General features: G+C 65.2%; 12 protein-coding genes. 5 read left to right on the top strand and 7 right to left on the bottom strand.

Annotated features, from left to right (window positions below; all coding sequences use genetic code 11):
* Positions 1-75 precede the first annotated feature (75 nt).
* The 4 genes from recJ to ACE3TY_RS20490 form a co-directional block, all read right to left on the bottom strand.
* Entirely contained in the window at positions 76-1,857 is a 1,782-nt protein-coding gene (gene recJ / locus ACE3TY_RS20505) for a single-stranded-DNA-specific exonuclease RecJ (RefSeq protein ID WP_374656500.1), read from the bottom strand.
* A 165-nt stretch (positions 1,858-2,022) separates the two neighbouring features.
* Positions 2,023-2,982, bottom strand: a complete 960-nt coding sequence (gene glpX, locus ACE3TY_RS20500; RefSeq protein WP_374656498.1) for a class II fructose-bisphosphatase — start codon at positions 2,980-2,982, stop codon at positions 2,023-2,025.
* Positions 2,983-2,996: 14 nt separating this feature from the next.
* Positions 2,997-4,301, bottom strand: coding sequence for a homoserine dehydrogenase (locus ACE3TY_RS20495; protein WP_374656496.1), 1,305 nt, complete (start codon positions 4,299-4,301; stop codon positions 2,997-2,999).
* Between the two features lie 56 nt (positions 4,302-4,357).
* Positions 4,358-5,719 (bottom strand): OmpA family protein, encoded by a 1,362-nt coding sequence (locus ACE3TY_RS20490; RefSeq protein ID WP_374656494.1) that lies wholly within the window; start codon positions 5,717-5,719, stop codon positions 4,358-4,360.
* A 397-nt stretch (positions 5,720-6,116) separates the two neighbouring features.
* On the opposite strand from ACE3TY_RS20490, the gene ACE3TY_RS20485 reads away from it, so the two are divergent.
* The gene (locus tag ACE3TY_RS20485) at positions 6,117-7,859 is read left to right on the top strand and encodes a PHA/PHB synthase family protein (protein ID WP_374656552.1); all 1,743 of its coding nucleotides are present in this window, start codon (positions 6,117-6,119) and stop codon (positions 7,857-7,859) included.
* Between the two features lie 3 nt (positions 7,860-7,862).
* Here the strand turns inward: ACE3TY_RS20485 and ACE3TY_RS20480 are convergent, their stop codons facing one another.
* On the bottom strand, positions 7,863-9,944 hold the full coding sequence (locus tag ACE3TY_RS20480; protein WP_374656492.1) for an elongation factor G: 2,082 nt from the start codon (positions 9,942-9,944) through the stop codon (positions 7,863-7,865).
* Positions 9,945-10,175: 231 nt separating this feature from the next.
* Between ACE3TY_RS20480 and ACE3TY_RS20475 the strand changes: the two genes are divergently transcribed.
* On the top strand, positions 10,176-10,865 hold the full coding sequence (locus ACE3TY_RS20475) for a TetR/AcrR family transcriptional regulator (protein ID WP_374656490.1): 690 nt from the start codon (positions 10,176-10,178) through the stop codon (positions 10,863-10,865).
* Positions 10,862-12,010 (top strand): glycosyltransferase family 2 protein, encoded by a 1,149-nt coding sequence (locus tag ACE3TY_RS20470; RefSeq protein ID WP_374656488.1) that lies wholly within the window; start codon positions 10,862-10,864, stop codon positions 12,008-12,010. The genes ACE3TY_RS20475 and ACE3TY_RS20470 overlap by 4 nt, the downstream gene beginning before the upstream one ends.
* Positions 12,011-12,125: 115 nt before the next feature.
* Here ACE3TY_RS20470 and ACE3TY_RS20465 read toward each other — a convergent pair whose 3' ends face one another.
* Complete coding sequence (locus ACE3TY_RS20465) at positions 12,126-12,593, bottom strand: hypothetical protein (RefSeq protein ID WP_374656486.1); 468 nt, start codon at positions 12,591-12,593, stop codon at positions 12,126-12,128.
* A gap of 100 nt (positions 12,594-12,693) precedes the next feature.
* Between ACE3TY_RS20465 and ACE3TY_RS20460 the strand changes: the two genes are divergently transcribed.
* Positions 12,694-13,944: a D-amino acid dehydrogenase gene (locus ACE3TY_RS20460; protein WP_374656484.1), complete on the top strand. Its 1,251-nt coding sequence runs from the start codon at positions 12,694-12,696 to the stop codon at positions 13,942-13,944.
* 49 nt (positions 13,945-13,993) lie between these two features.
* Here ACE3TY_RS20460 and ACE3TY_RS20455 read toward each other — a convergent pair whose 3' ends face one another.
* Positions 13,994-14,797, bottom strand: a complete 804-nt coding sequence (locus ACE3TY_RS20455) for an Asp/Glu racemase (protein WP_374656482.1) — start codon at positions 14,795-14,797, stop codon at positions 13,994-13,996.
* Positions 14,798-14,988: 191 nt separating this feature from the next.
* Here ACE3TY_RS20455 and ACE3TY_RS20450 point away from each other — a divergent pair, with 191 nt between their 5' ends.
* Positions 14,989-15,582: a hypothetical protein gene (locus ACE3TY_RS20450; RefSeq protein ID WP_374656480.1), complete on the top strand. Its 594-nt coding sequence runs from the start codon at positions 14,989-14,991 to the stop codon at positions 15,580-15,582.
* Positions 15,583-15,757 lie beyond the last annotated feature (175 nt).

Here is a 15,757-nt window from a genome sequence, read left to right as displayed (position 1 = left end):
TCCTATAACGTAACATACGCAAGAGATGTTGTCAATTCGTTCTCATTATGGAAGGTAATTTTTCCTGCTCCAGCCTCACCCCACCAACGCCGCGTCCTCGACGATGAGTTGGACGCCCTGGCGGCCTTGCCAATTGTCGTGGCGGAGGTGGCCGGCAAGATGCAGGCGCGCCCCACGGGCGGTCAGCAGCAGGCGGCCGAGGTCGTTCTCGGCGGCGCGGAAGGCGATGGCTTTGAGGCGCGCACCATCCGCGCCCTCGATCTGCAGCCTGAGATGCGCGCCGCCGACGAGGTCGGCGAAGGCCAGGCGGACATTGGGGAGGACGAAGCGGGGTTCGGCATTGCCGGCGCCGAACGGGCCCATCTGCTCAAGGAGGGTGACGAATTCCGGCGTGGCGGCCCGGGGCTGCAGGGCGGCGTCGAGATCCAGCACGGGGACGAGGCGTTCGCCCTGCATGTGATCGACGAAGCGGGCGTGCAGGAAGGCCTGGAGATCCGGCAGGCGGTCTTCGGCCACTTCGAAGCCGGCGGCCATGGCGTGGCCGCCGCCCTTCCCTATGATGCCGGCCTCGCGCGCGGCGATGATGGCATTGCCGAGATGCAAGCTACCGACCGACCGGCCGGAACCCTTGCCGATTCCGTTCTCGACCGCCACCACGCAGGCCGGGCGCTGATAGCGTTCCTTCAAGCGCCCGGCAACGATGCCGATGACGCCGGGATGCCAGTCGCGCCCACAGGCGAAGATGAGATAGGGGCTGTCGGCGGCATGGGCTTCGGCTTCGGCGATGGCGGCATCCAGCACCTTGCCTTCGATGTCGCGGCGTTCGGTATTGAGCGCGTCGAGCTCGGCGGCGGTCCGCCGCGCGAAGGCTTCGTCGTCGGTGGCGAGGAGTCTCGCGCCGAGGTCCGAGCGTCCTACCCTTCCGCCGGCATTGACGCGGGGGCCCAGCAGGAAACCCGCATGATAGGCGCTGGGGCGTTCATTGATGCGGGCGACATCGGCAAGGGCCGCGAGACCTATATTCTTGCGCCCAGCCATCACCTTCAAGCCTTGCGCCACCAATGCACGGTTGATGCCGGTCAGCGGCACCACATCGGCCACCGTGCCCAGCGCCACGATATCGAGCCATTGCATGAGGTCGGGCTCGGCCCGCCCATCCCGATAGAAGCCGCGCTGGCGCAAGATCCGGTTGGTGGCGACCACGACCAGGAAGGCTACACCCACCGCCGCGAGCTGGCCGTGCTGGCCGCTCTCATCCAGCCGGTTGGGATTGACCACGGCATGGGCCGTTGGCAGGCGCGGCTCGGCCACATGATGGTCGACCACCAGCACGTCGAGGCCGGCTTCATTCGCGGCCTCCAGCGGCGCGAAAGCGGTGATGCCGCAATCGACCGTGATGATGAGGCGCGCACCCTGCCCGGCCAGCTGGCGCATCGCCGGTGCGTTGGGGCCGTAACCCTCCGTCAGCCGGTCGGGGACATAGAGGATCGGCGGCCTGGCCCCCACGGCTTGGAGAAAGCGCATCAGCAGGGCGGATGACGTAGCGCCATCGACATCGTAATCGCCGAAGATGGCGATCTGCTCGCCGCTTGCCACCGCGTCGGCGAGGCGGCTGGCGGCCAGATCCATGTCGCGGAAGCGCGAGGGGTCGGGCATCTGGTCCCGGAGGCGCGGCGAGAGGTAGGCGGCGGCCTTCTCCAGGTCCTGGCCGCGGGCGGCCAGCAGCTGGCCGATCAGTTCGGGAAGGCCGAGGCGCTGGGCGATGGCAAGCCCCAAGCGGTCGTCATAGGCGCGCTGGCGCCACAGCCGGCCGCTGGCCGAGTGGGCGACGCCGAGGAAGGCGGTGGATTCGGTCATGGCGCCGCTGTCCGAAAAAGCCGCACCACCCCTCACCCCAACCCCTCTCCCCGCAAGCGGGGCGAGGGGCTTTTTGCAAAGGCTCGATGGAGGCTCCCTCGCCCCGCGATAGCGGGGAGAGGGCCGGGGCGAGGGGTGTGACGCTGGATCAGCGCGCCCGACACATCAGATGCCTTGCGGCTTCTTGATGGTCCAATTGTGCTGGGCTTCGATGAGGCGGACCGTGCCGGTCTTGGAGCGCATCACCATGGAATGCGTGCTGGCGCTGGTCGAGGAGCGGCGCACGCCGGTCAGCATCGGACCGTCGGTGACGCCGGTCGCGGCGAACATCACGTCGCCGTTGGCAAGATCGATGAGATTGTATTTGCGGGCGAAATCGGTGATGCCGATCTTGCGGGCGCGGCCCTTCTCGTCCTCGTTCCGGAAGACGAGGCGGCCCTGCATCTGCCCACCGATGCAACGGAGCGCCGCCGCAGCCAGCACGCCTTCGGGCGCGCCACCCTGGCCCATATAGATGTCGACACCCGTGCCGGGCTTGGCCGTGGCGATGACCCCGGCCACGTCGCCGTCCGAGATCAGCATGATGCGGGCACCCGTGGCGCGCACCTTGGCGATGAGGTCGGCATGGCGCGGGCGGTCGAGGATGCAGGCGACCAAATCGCTGATATCCATGCCCTTGGCCTTGGCGAGGTTCTTCAGATTCTCGGCCGGGCTGGCATCGAGATCGACCACGCCCTCGGGCAGGCCCGGGCCGACGCTGATCTTTTCCATGTAAGTGTCGGGCGCGTTGAGGAAGCCGCCGGCTTCCGCCATGGCGATGACCGCCAGCGCATTGGTGCCGCCCTTGGCCGTGATGGTGGTGCCCTCGAGCGGATCGAGCGCTATGTCGATGCGCGGGCCGCCGGAACCGACCTTCTCGCCGATATAGAGCATCGGCGCTTCGTCGCGTTCGCCCTCGCCGATCACCACCGTGCCGTCGATGGGCAGGTCGTTCAAGGCGCGGCGCATGGCATCGACGGCGGCCTGGTCGGCGGCCTTCTCGTCACCCCGCCCCATCAGGCGGGAGGCGGCGAGGGCCGCTGCTTCGGTGACGCGGACGGCCTCTAGGGCCAGGTTGCGGTCCATTCGTTAAATCTCCTTCAACTCAGTGTCTCGATCGGCAGAACATGCGCCGGTTCCAGCACCGATTTGATGTCAGAAAGCCGTCCGACTACACGGCCGATCGCCGCTTCGGTCGTTTCGTGGGTCGTGAACACCAGCGGCACCGGGTCATTCGGCGAGCGCCCGCGCTGGATCATGGATTCCAGCGACACGTTCTCGTCGCGCATGACGCCGGCGATATCGGCGATGACGCCCGGCTTGTCGATGACCATCAGCCTCAGATAATAGGATCCGGCGTGGAGCCCAACAGGCGCCTGGGCCGCCGGTTCCAGACTTTCCGCCGGCGCCGAGAAAGCGGGCAGAATGAAGCCCCGGGCGATGTCCATGAGGTCGGCCACGATGGCCGAAGCGGTGGGCCCCCGGCCGGCACCCCGGCCAATGGCGATATTCTCGCCCACGAAATTACCGCTGGTGACCACCGCGTTATAGACGCCGTCGACCTTGGCGATGGTCGATGCCTGGGGGACCATGCAGGCATGGACGCGCTGCTCGACGCCGTGCGGCGTCTGGCGCGCCAGCCCCAGCAGCTTGATGCGGTAGCCCAGTTCGTCGGCATAGGCGATGTCCATGGCCGAGACGTTGCGGATGCCGGAAATACGCACGCCCGCGAAATTGACCGCGCAGCCGAAGGCAACCGAGGTCAGGATCGAGAGCTTGTGCGCGGCATCGATACCGTCGACATCGAAGCTGGGATCGGCCTCGGCATAGCCCAGTTTCTGCGCCTCGGCGAGCACGTCGGCGAATTCGCGGCCCGTTTCGCGCATCTGCGTCAGGATATAGTTGCAGGTGCCGTTGAGGATGCCATAGACCTGGGCGATGCGGTTGGCGGCGAGGCCCTCGCGCATCGCCTTGATGACCGGAATGCCGCCCGCCACCGCCGCCTCGTAGGCGAGCCCCACGCCGGCGCGTTCGGCGGCCAGCGCCAGGGCCGTGCCGTGATGGGCGAGCAGCGCCTTGTTGGCGGTCACCACATGGCGCTTGTGGGCGATGGCTTTCTCGACAACGTCCTTGGCCTTGCCCTCGGACCCGCCGATCACTTCGACGACCACGTCCACCTCCGGGTGGTCGGCGAGCTTCACCGCATCCTCGACCCAGTCGATGCCGGAAAGATCGATGCCCCGGTCCTTCTTGCGGTCGCGCGCCGAGACGGCGGTGACCAGGATGGGCCGCGGGCAATGCTTGGCCAGGATGTCGGCGTTCTGCCGCAGAACCTCGATCACACCGGCGCCGACGGTGCCGAGGCCGGCCAAGCCCACCCGTAACGGTTTTCGATCAGCGGCCACAAGCACCGCCCCTCGGCTGCGCCGAGCCATCAAGCATGTTCATGATCGTCCAGAACTCAGTAGGCGGAGAGATAGATCTCGACGCGGCGGTTGTTCGCCTCGCCCGCCGGCATGGTTTCCACCGCGATCGGCGTGGTGGAGCCCGCCGCCGCCACCTGGATGAGGCCGGCCGGCACGCCCCGCCGGGTCAGCGCGCGGGCGATGGAGTTGGCGCGCTTCATCGAGACGGCGTAGTTCACCTGATCCTGGGCATAGGGGTTCATGTTGCCGGTGCGCTGGCTGGCATGGCCGACGATGCGGATGACGCCGCCGTAATAGCGGTGCATCTCGGCGATCTGCTTGACCACGCGCTGGTCGTCGCGCCCGAGCTTGGCCGAACCGTTATTGAAGAACACCACGCCGACCGGCTGGCCGGCGGCCGGCAGCGGCTGCACGGCGGCTGGCGCGTAGGACTGGTAACCCGGCGCCGCATAAGGCTGGTAGGGCGAGGCCAGCGCGGCGCCGCCATAGGCCACGGGCTGCGTCGCGCCATAGGGCGAGCGGTAATAGGCCTGGGCCGGATTGTTGCGCTGATAGGGGCTGTAGCTGGCATAGCCATAGGTGCCGCCGGCGGCGACGGAGGAATAGTCCACCATGACCGGCGTCGCCACCACGGTGGGGGCGCTGGCCTGGGGCAAGGCACCTGGCTGCACGACATAGGCGGCCTGGCCGGCGGCACCACCCAGCGGCTTCGAACCCGGCTGCGGGGTGCCGATATAGCCTTGGGAGACCGAACCCAGCGGGGTCATCTGCGGGGCCGGATACTGGCCGACCACGGCGGGAGCGAGCGGCTGCTGGCTGACGCCGGCCACTTGCGGGGCCGGTGTGCCGGCCGGCGCCGCCGCGGCGGCGGGCTGCACCGAAGCTGACGGCGTGGAAGCCGGGGGGACCGCAGCCGGCGCCACGGGGGCGGCCGGGCGGGCGGCCGCTTCACCGGGGGCGGTCAGGGTCTCGTCGGTATATTGGGCATTGGCGCGGTCGGCGGCGAGGCCGGGCTGCACGCCGGCCTCGAGATCGGCCGGGACGGGGGGCGATTTCGGCACGCTGTTGATGTCCGGGACACTGCCACCGGAAGCCGAGCTTGCCGCGGCATCGGCCGTCGAGGCGGCCGCCGCTTCGCCGCCGGCCTTGGCGGCATCGGTCGCCGCCTGCTTGGCCGACGCGTCCTGGGCCGGATATTGTGTGTCGCCGGTCGAGCAGCCGGCGATGGCGATGAAGGCCGCGGCTGTCGCCCATTGCTTCAGGCCGGGCTGGCGCAGCGAATGGCGCGAATAGGGCAGGAAAGGCCTCAGGGCCGAACCGGACATGAGCGCCAGGCGCCCCACCGCCTCGGCAACGGCGACACCGCGCGACGCGGCCAGATCCGAAAAATCAACCATCGTTTCCTCCCCACAGCGCCGGCCCTGGCGCATAAAACGCAGGAACCGATAGCGGCTCCCGAACGCTCATCCTAGCGCGCAAACTACTGGCGCAAAATAAAAGTTCCGATTTTTTAGACTGCGCTACTATAACAAACAAGCGAGATCGTGGACGTGAAAAAGCGTTAGCCCCTAAATCTTTGTTATTTTTGTCCTTTCGACAGGACGAGCCCAAGGATAAGCGATGGCGAAGAGCGATTCCGGCGACCAATCCCCCAGGGCGGCAGGCGCATCCCCCAATGCCCCCGCCGGGCGGGCGCCGGCCAAGCCGGCCCGTTCAGAGGCTTCCGCCGCCGATCCAAAGCCGAATCCGGGGGCGGAGGCGGGTGACGCGGACGCCAGGGACCTGCACGAATCCATGGCCCGCATCGCCGAGCAGTCGCAGCGCCTGATGCAGGATTTTCTCGGCCGGCATGCCAAGGATTTCAGCATCGGCCCGGACGCCGCGAGCCTCGGGCGGGCTTTCCTCGAAATGACGGCCCGCATGATGGGCGATCCCGCCAAGCTGATCGAGGCCCAAGTCTCGCTGTGGCAGGATTACATGAATCTGTGGCAATCGACCGCCGCACGCCTGATGGGCCAGGAGGCCGAGCCGGTCATAGCGCCCGCCAAGGACGACCGCCGCTTCAAGGATGCCGCCTGGAACGACAACCAGGTCTTCGACTATATCAAGCAATCCTATCTGCTGACCGCGCGCTGGCTGCAGAACACCGTGCGCACGGTCGAGGGGCTGGACGACAAGACCGCCAAGAAGGTCGATTTCTACACGCGCCAGTTCGTCGACGCGATGGCACCCAGCAATTTCGTCATGACCAACCCGGAAGTGCTGCGCACGACGCTCGAAAGCCGTGGCGAGAATCTGGTAAAGGGACTGGAGAACCTGCTGGAGGATCTGGAGCGCGGCAACGGCAAGCTCAGGATCTCGATGACCGACCATGAGGCTTTCGAGATCGGCAAGAACATCGCCGTGCAGCCCGGAAAAATCGTCTTCCAGAACGACCTCGTGCAGCTCATCCATTACACGCCGACGACGGCAAGGGTGGCCCGGCGTCCACTCCTCGTCATTCCGCCCTGGATCAACAAATTCTACATCCTCGATCTGAAGCCGCAGAATTCCTTCGTCAAATGGGCGGTCGACCAGGGGCACAGCGTCTATGTCATTTCCTGGGTCAATCCCGACGAGCGGCTGGCGCGGAAGACCTTCACCGATTACATGCTGGAAGGACCGCTCGCCGCCATCGAGGCGATCCGCCGGGATACCGGTGAAAAGAGCGTCAATGTCATCGGCTACTGCCTGGGGGGCACGCTGCTTTCCTGCCTGCTCTCCTATCTCGAGGCCAAGCGGCAGAGCGATATCGTCGCCAGCGCCACTTTCTTCACGACGATGATCGACTTCGCCGAAGCCGGGGAACTCTCGGTCTTCATCGACGAGGAACAGCTCACCGCCCTCGAAACCAAGATGAACGAACGCGGCTATCTGGAGGGGGCCGAGATGGCCGCCACCTTCAACATGCTGCGCGCCAACGACCTCATCTGGTCCTTCGTCATCAACAATTATCTGCTGGGCAAGGAGCCGTTCCCCTTCGACCTGCTTTACTGGAATTCAGATTCCACCCGCATGCCGGCGGCGATGCACAGCTTCTATCTCAGGAACATGTATCAGAAGAATCTGCTCATCAAGCCGGGCGGCATCGAACTCGACGGCGTGAAGATCGACCTCAGACAGATCAGGCAGCCCGTCTTCGTGCTGGCGACGCGCGAGGACCATATCGCCCCCTGGGTCGCCGCCTATGCCGCGACGCAGACCTATCGCGGCCCCGTGACCTTCGTGCTGGCCGCTTCCGGACATATCGCCGGCGTGGTCAATCCGCCGGCCGCCGGCAAATACTGCCACTGGATCGGCGACGGCAAGACCTACCCGCCCAAGCCCGAAGACTGGCTGGAAGGCGCCAAACAGCATGCCGGCTCCTGGTGGCCGGAATGGCAGAAATGGATCGCCACCCACAGCGACGGCGAAGTGCCGGCACGCCAGCCCGGCGCCGGCAAGCTCAAGGCAACCGAGGACGCCCCGGGATCTTATGTGAAGGTCAAGGCGCAGTAAGCCTTACGCCGCTCCCTTCTGTGCCACGGCCTGGCGCTGTTCGATCACCTTGTCGGCCAATCGGCCGGACAGCTCCTGCAGATGATCGAACTGGCAGGCGAAATTGCCGATGCCCAGCGTCAGGCTGCGCAGCTCGATGATCATGTCATGGAGTTCCGATTGCGGCACCAGGGCTTCGACCACTTCCCAGCCGGTCCAATCCTCCTTGGCCTGGAAGTTGAGGATCTGCCCGCGCCGTCCGGTCACCAGATTGTGGACGCGCGCCGTGAATTCCGCCGGCGCCGACACCTCGACCGCGAAGATCGGTTCCAGCAGCACCGGCCCGCATTGCGGCAACGCTTCCTGCATCGCCTGCCTTGCCACGGTCTTGAAGGCCATGTCGGAGGAATCCACCGAATGGAACTGGCCGTCGAAGAGCGCCACGGCCACATCGACCACGGGGAAGCCGAGCGGCCCGCGCACCAGCGATTCGCGCGCGCCGTCCTCGACCGAGCCGATGAACTGGCGCGGCACCGAGCCGCCGACGACGCGATCGTGGAACTCGAAGCCCTTGCCACGCTCCAGCGGCCAGATTTCGATATGCACATCGGCAAACTGGCCGTGCCCGCCCGACTGGCGCTTGAAGCGGCTGTGCTGCTTGATGCCGTGGCGGATGGTTTCCTTGTAGCTCACCTGCGGCCGGCGATGCTTGAGCGGCAGGCCGAAGCGGTTCTTCAGCCGGTCGAAGGCGATGGCGAGATGAATCTCGCCCTGGCCGGAGAGCAGCAGCTCATGCGTGCCGGCATCGTGCGTGAAAGCGAGCGACGTGTCTTCCTCGATGAGCTTGGCCAAGGCCGCGGTCAGCTTCACCTCGTCGGCGCGGTTCTCCGCATCGACCGCCAGCGCAAAGAGCGGCTCCAGGGGTGAAGGCCAGGTGAAATCGGGATTCTTCTTGCCCGATGCGGTCAAAAGGTCGCCCGTCTTCACTTCCTCCATGCGCGCCAGTGCCGCCACTTCGCCGGTCCTGGCTTCCGCCACCTTGTCGAAGGCATTGCCCTTGGGCTTCAGAACGCCGGCCACGCGCACGCCGTTGAGGACCGAACCTTCCGCGATCTTGCCGCCGAAGACCCGCACCAGCGACAGCTTGCCGGCATGCGGCTGGTGATAGGTCTTGAAGACCAGGGTCGAGGCGTCGAAGCTCGATATGCCCAGACGCTGCGCCGTCGCTTCCGGGCCCGGCACTTCATGGCGGAGCGCCTTCATCAGCCGGCGCACGCCGCCATCGCGTTCCGCTTCGCCCAGCAGGACCGGCACGATGAGGTCGGCCGCGAGATCCTTGGCGAATTGCTGGTATATCTCGTCCCTGGGCGGGACCACGTCGCCGAGGATTTCCTCCATCAGATGGTCGTCGAAATCGGCAAGCGATTCCAGCATGCGACCGCGCGCTTCCTGTTCGCGCGGCAGGACTTCCTCCGGCATCTGGATGAGGTCTGATTCCTGCCCTGGATGATATTTGTAGGCACGCTCGCTCACCAGGTCGACATAGCCCGCGACTTCCCCGCCATCCTTCCCGGCACCGCGGATCGGCACCTGGCGCAGCACCAGCGGGCGGGCGGAAACCGCCTGCAGCGCATCGAGCACTTCGCGCACCCGATGCGTGCCGATATCCATCTTGTTGATGAAAAGGACGTGCGGAATCTGATGGTCGTCGAGGAATTTCAAGGTGGGCGCCAGCATCAGCGCCTTTTCGATGAGCGGCTCGGCGACGACGATGGCGACATCGGCCACCATCAGCGCGTTGCGCGTCTCCTGCGCCAGTTCGACCGACCCGGGACAATCGAGGAAGCACCAGCGTTCGCCCAGATAATCGGCGGTGGCCGCCGTCACTTCGACCGACATCTTGCGCGCCCGCGCCTCGGCCGAGCTGTCGGAGACTGTATTGCCTTCCTTGGCGGTGCCTTTGCGCGAGATCGCGCCGGTAATGAAGAGGAGGCTTTCGAGAAGAGCGGTCTTGCCGCTTAAATATGGACCCACGATCGCGGCGCAGCGTGGCGCCATGGATAGTCTGCCGTTCGGGGTTCCAGTGCCTTGCGAAATTGTCGCCATCTTGACCTCCGTTTCGCTGTTGGAATTCCGCGTGAGAGGTCCGGTCTTCTGTGGGGCCGGTAGAAGCAAAGTGTTTCAGCCACGGCCACGGGCCGCAAGGATAAAAGCTGCGGCAAAACCGCCTCAATTGCATTGCATCGCAAAATGAAGGTGAGCCTTGCTGACGCTTGGCAAGGCGCGCCGGATCGGGCAATCTCGTGAACGATTGTTCACCGCTGCTTTGGGGGAAGCATGCCGCGCGGGCTCGCCACCAGGAATCGGATCAAACAAGCGGCACTCGAACTCTTCGTCGCCAAAGGTGTACTCGGCACGTCGGTGCGCGACATCGCCGCCCTGGCCGGAATCGCCGAAGGCGGACTCTATCGCCATTACGCCTCGAAAGAGGATCTGGCGTGGAAACTGTTCTCGGAGAATTACGCGGGTTTTGCCAAGGAATTGTCGGACCTCGCCAAGGCGAAAGGCAATTTTGAGAGCCGCCTTGGCGCGATGATCCACCGCTTCTGCCGCTTCTTCGACGAGGAGCCGCTGCTGTTCCGTTTCCTGCTGCTGACGCAGCACCAGGAACTCCCCAAACTGAAGTCGAAGTCGCAGTCACCGGTGCAGGTCCTGCATCGGCTGGTAAGCGATGCGGCAAGGAATGGCGAGATCGCGGTCGCCGACATCGATCTTGCCACCGCGCAACTCCTTGGCCTCATCCTGCAGCCGGCAACGTTCATGGTCTACGGATTGCTGACGCCTGGCATGCAGAAGGTGGAGGCGGAGACGCTGGCGGCGTGTTTGAAAACTACAACACCGACAGATAAAATCCTGCCCCTTCAGGGGGAGGGCAGGATAGGGGCTGTGGGTGACGGGTCGGTGAAAGCCGTGCGTCGTCGCCCCCCTCCCGGCCTCCCCCCTGAAGGGGGGAGGAGGTCCGCATGAGCTGCGAACTCACCATCCTCATGCCCTGCCTCAACGAGGCGGAAACGCTGGCCGTCTGCATAAGGAAGGCGCGGCGATTCCTGGAGGAAAACCGGATCGGCGGCGAAGTGCTGATCGCCGACAATGGCAGCACCGACGGTTCGCAGGAAATCTCGCGGGCCGAAGGTGCGCGCGTCGTCGATATTCCGGCCAAGGGCTATGGCGCGGCACTTATCGGGGGGATCGAGGCAGCGGCCGGGCGTTTCATCATCATGGGCGATTCCGACGATTCCTACGACTTCTCCAACCTCATGACGTTCGTCACGCAGTTGCGCGCCGGCTTCGATCTGGTGATGGGCAACCGGTTCAAGGGCGGCATCGCACCCGGCGCCATGCCGCCCCTGCACCGCTATCTCGGCAACCCGGTCCTGACCGGCATCGGAAAGCTGTTCTTCGGATCGCCGCTGGGCGATTTCCATTGCGGCCTGCGGGGATTTTCACGGGATGCCGTGCGCGGGCTCGATCTGCGGACCACGGGCATGGAATTCGCCAGCGAGATGATCGTCAAGGCGACCCTGAACGGCCTCAAAGTGACCGAGGTGCCGACGACGCTCGCGCCCGACGGCCGCTCGCGCCCGCCGCATCTCCGGTCCTGGCGCGACGGCTGGCGGCATCTCAGGTTCCTGCTGATGCTGAGCCCGGAATGGCTGTTCTTCTATCCCGGCCTTCTCATCGGCTTTTGCGGGTTCGTGCTGCTGGTGGCACTCACCCTGGGCCCCTTGCGCATCGCCAATGTCACCTTCGACATCAACACGCTGCTGCTGGCCGGCATCGCCGTCATCGTCGGGGCGCAGGCCGTGGGTCTGGCGGTCCTTGCCAAGCAATTCTGCATCGCCAACCGGCTGCTGCCGCCCAGCGCGCGCTTCCGCTCATGGGCCGACCGGCTGTCGCTGGAATTCCTGCTGGCGATCGGCGGGCTGCTGACGGTAGCCGGCCTCATCGGCATCGCCATCGCCATCCTCGCCTGGAGGGAAGCCGGCTTCGGCAATCTCGACACCGGCGCCATGATGCGCCTGCTGGTCCCCGCTTCGACCGCCCTCTGCGTCGGCCTGCAACTGGCCTTCACCGCCTTCTTCAAGGGCGTGCTGGGATTGGCGCACCGGTAAGAACCCCTCACCCCAGCCCTCTCCCCAGAGGGGCGAGGGGCTTGCTGCCAAAACTCGGTCGGAACTCCCTCGCCCCGCGATAGCGGGGAGAGGGTCGGGGTGAGGGGTCTCTCGATCAGGGCAGCGGGCAGACCAGATCCTTCTTCGCCATGTCCACGTCATAGGCATAGCGCGGGCGGTTGACGCAGGTCTCGGTATATCTGGCGGCCAGCGCGTTGTAGTCGGCCACCGCCTGGTTGAGCGAGAGACGCGTGTCCGACTGGATGAGGTCGCGTAAAGATGCCGCCTGGGCCATGGTGTTCTTCAGCAATTCCTGGCCGATCACGTCATTGGGGTCGAGCGTTTTCCGGCGCTCGGCGATCTGGGCATCCAGCAGATTGAGCTGCGCCTGCCGTTCGTCCAGCATGGCGCGGCGCGTGGCGATCTCGTTGCGCATCGCCTCCAGCTGCGGCTCCTGGCACAGGCACGTCTTCAATTCCTCGACCGACAAGGCCGGTCCCGCCGGCGTGGCATTTTGCGCCAGGGCGACACCGCCGGTCATGACAAGCCCGGAAAAGAGGGATGCAAGAAAGCGATAAGTCATTCGATGGGTTCCGTCTTTCATTCTGTCGCTGAGACCTTATGCTCTAGCGCCGGTTTATGGCAATGTTGCGGCCAATAAGCAAAGAAGCAGGTGGGGCTGAATGCGGACCGTCGTTCTGGGTGCCGGTCTTCTGGGCGTTACGGCGGCCTATTATCTGGCCAAGGATGGCCATGAGGTCACGGTTGTCGACCGGCGGCCGGAACCGGCGCGCGAGACCAGCTTTGCCAATGCCGGGCTGGTGACGCCGGGCCATGCCAGTTCCTGGGCCAGCCCCAAGGCACCGCTGATCCTGCTGAAATCGCTGTGGCGAAATGACACGTCGCTCCGCTACCGCCTGCGCCTCGACCCGCGCATGTGGCTGTGGAGCCTGCAGTTCCTGCGCAACTGCACGCTGGCCCGCAACCGGCATGCGACCCGGGTGAAGATGAAGCTTTGCGTCTATTCGCAAGGTGAGACATTGCGCGTCGGGCGTGAGGAAGGGCTGGAATGGGACCGCACCGCGAAGGGCGCCATCTACCTCTACAGCGATCCATCCGCCTACAAGGCCGGCAAGGAGAATATGCGCTTCCTGATGGATCAGGGCGTCGAGATGAACTTCCTCGATCCCGACCAGCTGGTGGCGCTGGAACCGGGCTTGCGTCACGCCAGGGACAAGCTTGCGGGCGGCATGCATACGCCGGGGGACGAATCAGGCGATGCGCGAAAGTTCACGCTGGGCCTGGCCGAGCGCTGCAAGGCGCTGGGCGTCACCTTCCGTTTCGGCGAAACGATCGCACGCATCGATGTGCAGGGGAGGCGCGTCACCGGTATCCATACCGACAAGGGATCGCTTGCGGCCGATCAATATGTGATGGCACTGGGATCCTATGCGCCTTTGCTGTCGCGCAAGATCGGCTTCGATCTGCCGATCTTTCCGGTGAAGGGCTATTCGGTCACTTTGCCCGTGGCCGATTCCGACGACGCCCCCACCATCGGCGGCGTGCATGAGGAGCATCTGGTGGCCTTCTCGCGCCTCGGTGACCGGCTGCGATTGACCGCCACCGCAGATTTCGCCGGCTACGATACCGAGTTCGAGCCGGGAAATTTCGCGCACATGCTGCGCGTGGCGCGCGATCTTTTCCCCAAGGCAGCGCTCTATGACCGGCCCGATTACTGGGCGTGCCTGCGGCCCATGACCCCCGACGGCCCGCCCATCATGGGCCCATCACCCATCTCGAACCTGTGGCTCAATGCCGGCCACGGCCATATGGGCTGGACCATGGCCTGCGGCTCCTCGCGCCTTCTGGTCGATCAGATGATGGGGAGAAAGCCGGAGATTGATCCGGAACCGTTCCTGTTCAGCCGGTATTGAGGCGCTAATCGATTAGCTGGCCCCCTTTTCAGTCCCTTGCGGGGCATCCTCAAATCCGGAACAACCTTCCCCAGCCCTCGATCGGCCCCGTGATGCCGGCAAGGCGTAAGGCATGCCAGGCCATGGCGTGGTTGGAGGAGGTGACGGGCTTGCCGAGTTCGCGCTCGAGGCTCTCGGCGATTTCGGCGACGCGCAAGGATGTGCAGGAGACGAAGACGCCATCGACGGATGGATGACGGCCAAGCTCGAGGGCGGCGTTGTAGATGGAGCGGGTCGAGATGCGCGCCACCTCATTATCGTCCTCGTGATTGAAGGAGCCGATCACCGGCACCTCCAGCCCTTGCGCCTCGATATAGGCTTTGAAGCGGACATTGACCGCATCGATATAGGGTGTCAGCAGCGCGATCCGCTTGGCGCCCAAGGCTTTCAGGCCCTTGATGCCGCCCGTGATGGGCGTCGTGCATTTGGCTTCCGGCCGGGTTTCGTGAATGCGCTTGAAGACATTCTCCTCGCCGATCACGACCGAGGCCGAGGTGCAGCCATAGCCGACGACGTCGAGCGGGATGCCGGGCAGGATCACATCGGCCGCTGCCGAGAGGCCTGCTTCCATCGCCGCCAAGGTGGCGGGATTGATCTCCGCCGCGTTGCAGATGCGCGTGCCGTAGAGGGCGACGCCCGGCATGGTGAATATCTTGCGGAACTCGTATTCGAGTGTGTGGTCGGTCGCCAGGATGATGAGACCGATTCGCGCCCGCGCCGCGACCCCGCCATCGAGCTCAAAGGGAATGTGCTTGCGATTGACGAGCAACCCGTTCCCGGATGCAACCGCTGCTCGTGCCTGAACGGGCGCCATGCCGCCAACTCCCTTCGAATTTGGGGCGACGAGCCATGCCAAACCGGCATGGGGGAAGGCCGCTCCTGGGGATTATGATGGCGTGAGCCGGAAACTAAAGCAATTCCCGCTTGTTGTCAGGAACGCCCGCTTTCCGCTATGTGGGACGGCAGCAGGCCCGGCCTCTTGCCCGACTCCTGAAGGATCAGACCATGCTTATCGCCCTTTTGCGCCTTGTTTCCCTGGTCGCCCTGTTCGCCATTTCCCTGGCCGGAACCGCCCTGGCCCAGGCGAGCAAGGTCGAGAGCAGTGCCAGGATCGACGCGGTGTCGTACCAGCCGATCCCGCCGGGCGCGGCGCTGGAGACCCAGCCGGAATCGCAGAGCCAGATGGACGAGGATGCCTGGCATCAGGTCGATGCCGACCTTTCCGGCCGGGGCTATGCCATCGGTCCCGACGGCAATCTGGTCGTGACTGTCGCGACACAGCTGGTCTCGCGCCTCAATGCCGACCAGAGCGTGGGCGACGTCAATGCCAGGAAGAGCGATCCGAAGAATTCGGCCTTGTTCAGCACCGGGGGCGGTACACTGCTCAATCCCGACGCCCCCATCAACACCACCGACCGCGTGTTCCGCGTCAACCTCACCGTCTATGACAAGTCGAGCGGCCACTATCTGTGGCGCGGCACGGTCGAACGGGCCGACGCCGCCATCGACCCCGCAACCGCGCTCCGCGAGATGCTGCCGGCCCTGCTCGATCATTTCGGCGAGACCGTCGAAGGGGTCGACGTGCCGCTAGTGCAGTAGGGACGAGCTTCCCCTCCCCTCACCCCGCCCCTCTCCCCGCAAGCGGGGCGCTACGAGATTCACACATTTCGGAGGTTCCAGCCATGCTTGATTGCATGGAACTGATTGAGACCTCTGAGCATGACGATGGGGCCTGGCTTTCCGTAGTATCCGGTCCATCCGCCAAGCCTTGCAA

Source organism: Dongia sp. (assembly GCF_041918875.1).
Taxonomy (GTDB): Bacteria; Pseudomonadota; Alphaproteobacteria; order Dongiales; family Dongiaceae; genus Dongia.
This window is presented reverse-complemented; position numbering and strand designations above follow the sequence as displayed.

What these genes read in the sequence shown, in the direction of transcription:
- ACE3TY_RS20485 (WP_374656552.1), top strand. Translation starts at nt 6,117, where the DNA reads ATGGCCCGCATCGCCGAGCAGTCGCAGCGCCTGATGCAGGATTTTCTC.
- ACE3TY_RS20470 (WP_374656488.1), top strand. Translation starts at nt 10,862, where the DNA reads ATGAGCTGCGAACTCACCATCCTCATGCCCTGCCTCAACGAGGCGGAA.
- recJ (WP_374656500.1), bottom strand. Translation starts at nt 1,857, where the DNA reads ATGACCGAATCCACCGCCTTCCTCGGCGTCGCCCACTCGGCCAGCGGC.
- ACE3TY_RS20455 (WP_374656482.1), bottom strand. Translation starts at nt 14,797, where the DNA reads ATGGCGCCCGTTCAGGCACGAGCAGCGGTTGCATCCGGGAACGGGTTG.
- ACE3TY_RS20460 (WP_374656484.1), top strand. Translation starts at nt 12,694, where the DNA reads ATGCGGACCGTCGTTCTGGGTGCCGGTCTTCTGGGCGTTACGGCGGCC.
- ACE3TY_RS20480 (WP_374656492.1), bottom strand. Translation starts at nt 9,944, where the DNA reads ATGGCGACAATTTCGCAAGGCACTGGAACCCCGAACGGCAGACTATCC.
- glpX (WP_374656498.1), bottom strand. Translation starts at nt 2,982, where the DNA reads ATGGACCGCAACCTGGCCCTAGAGGCCGTCCGCGTCACCGAAGCAGCG.
- ACE3TY_RS20490 (WP_374656494.1), bottom strand. Translation starts at nt 5,719, where the DNA reads ATGGTTGATTTTTCGGATCTGGCCGCGTCGCGCGGTGTCGCCGTTGCC.
- ACE3TY_RS20450 (WP_374656480.1), top strand. Translation starts at nt 14,989, where the DNA reads ATGCTTATCGCCCTTTTGCGCCTTGTTTCCCTGGTCGCCCTGTTCGCC.
- ACE3TY_RS20475 (WP_374656490.1), top strand. Translation starts at nt 10,176, where the DNA reads ATGCCGCGCGGGCTCGCCACCAGGAATCGGATCAAACAAGCGGCACTC.
- ACE3TY_RS20465 (WP_374656486.1), bottom strand. Translation starts at nt 12,593, where the DNA reads ATGACTTATCGCTTTCTTGCATCCCTCTTTTCCGGGCTTGTCATGACC.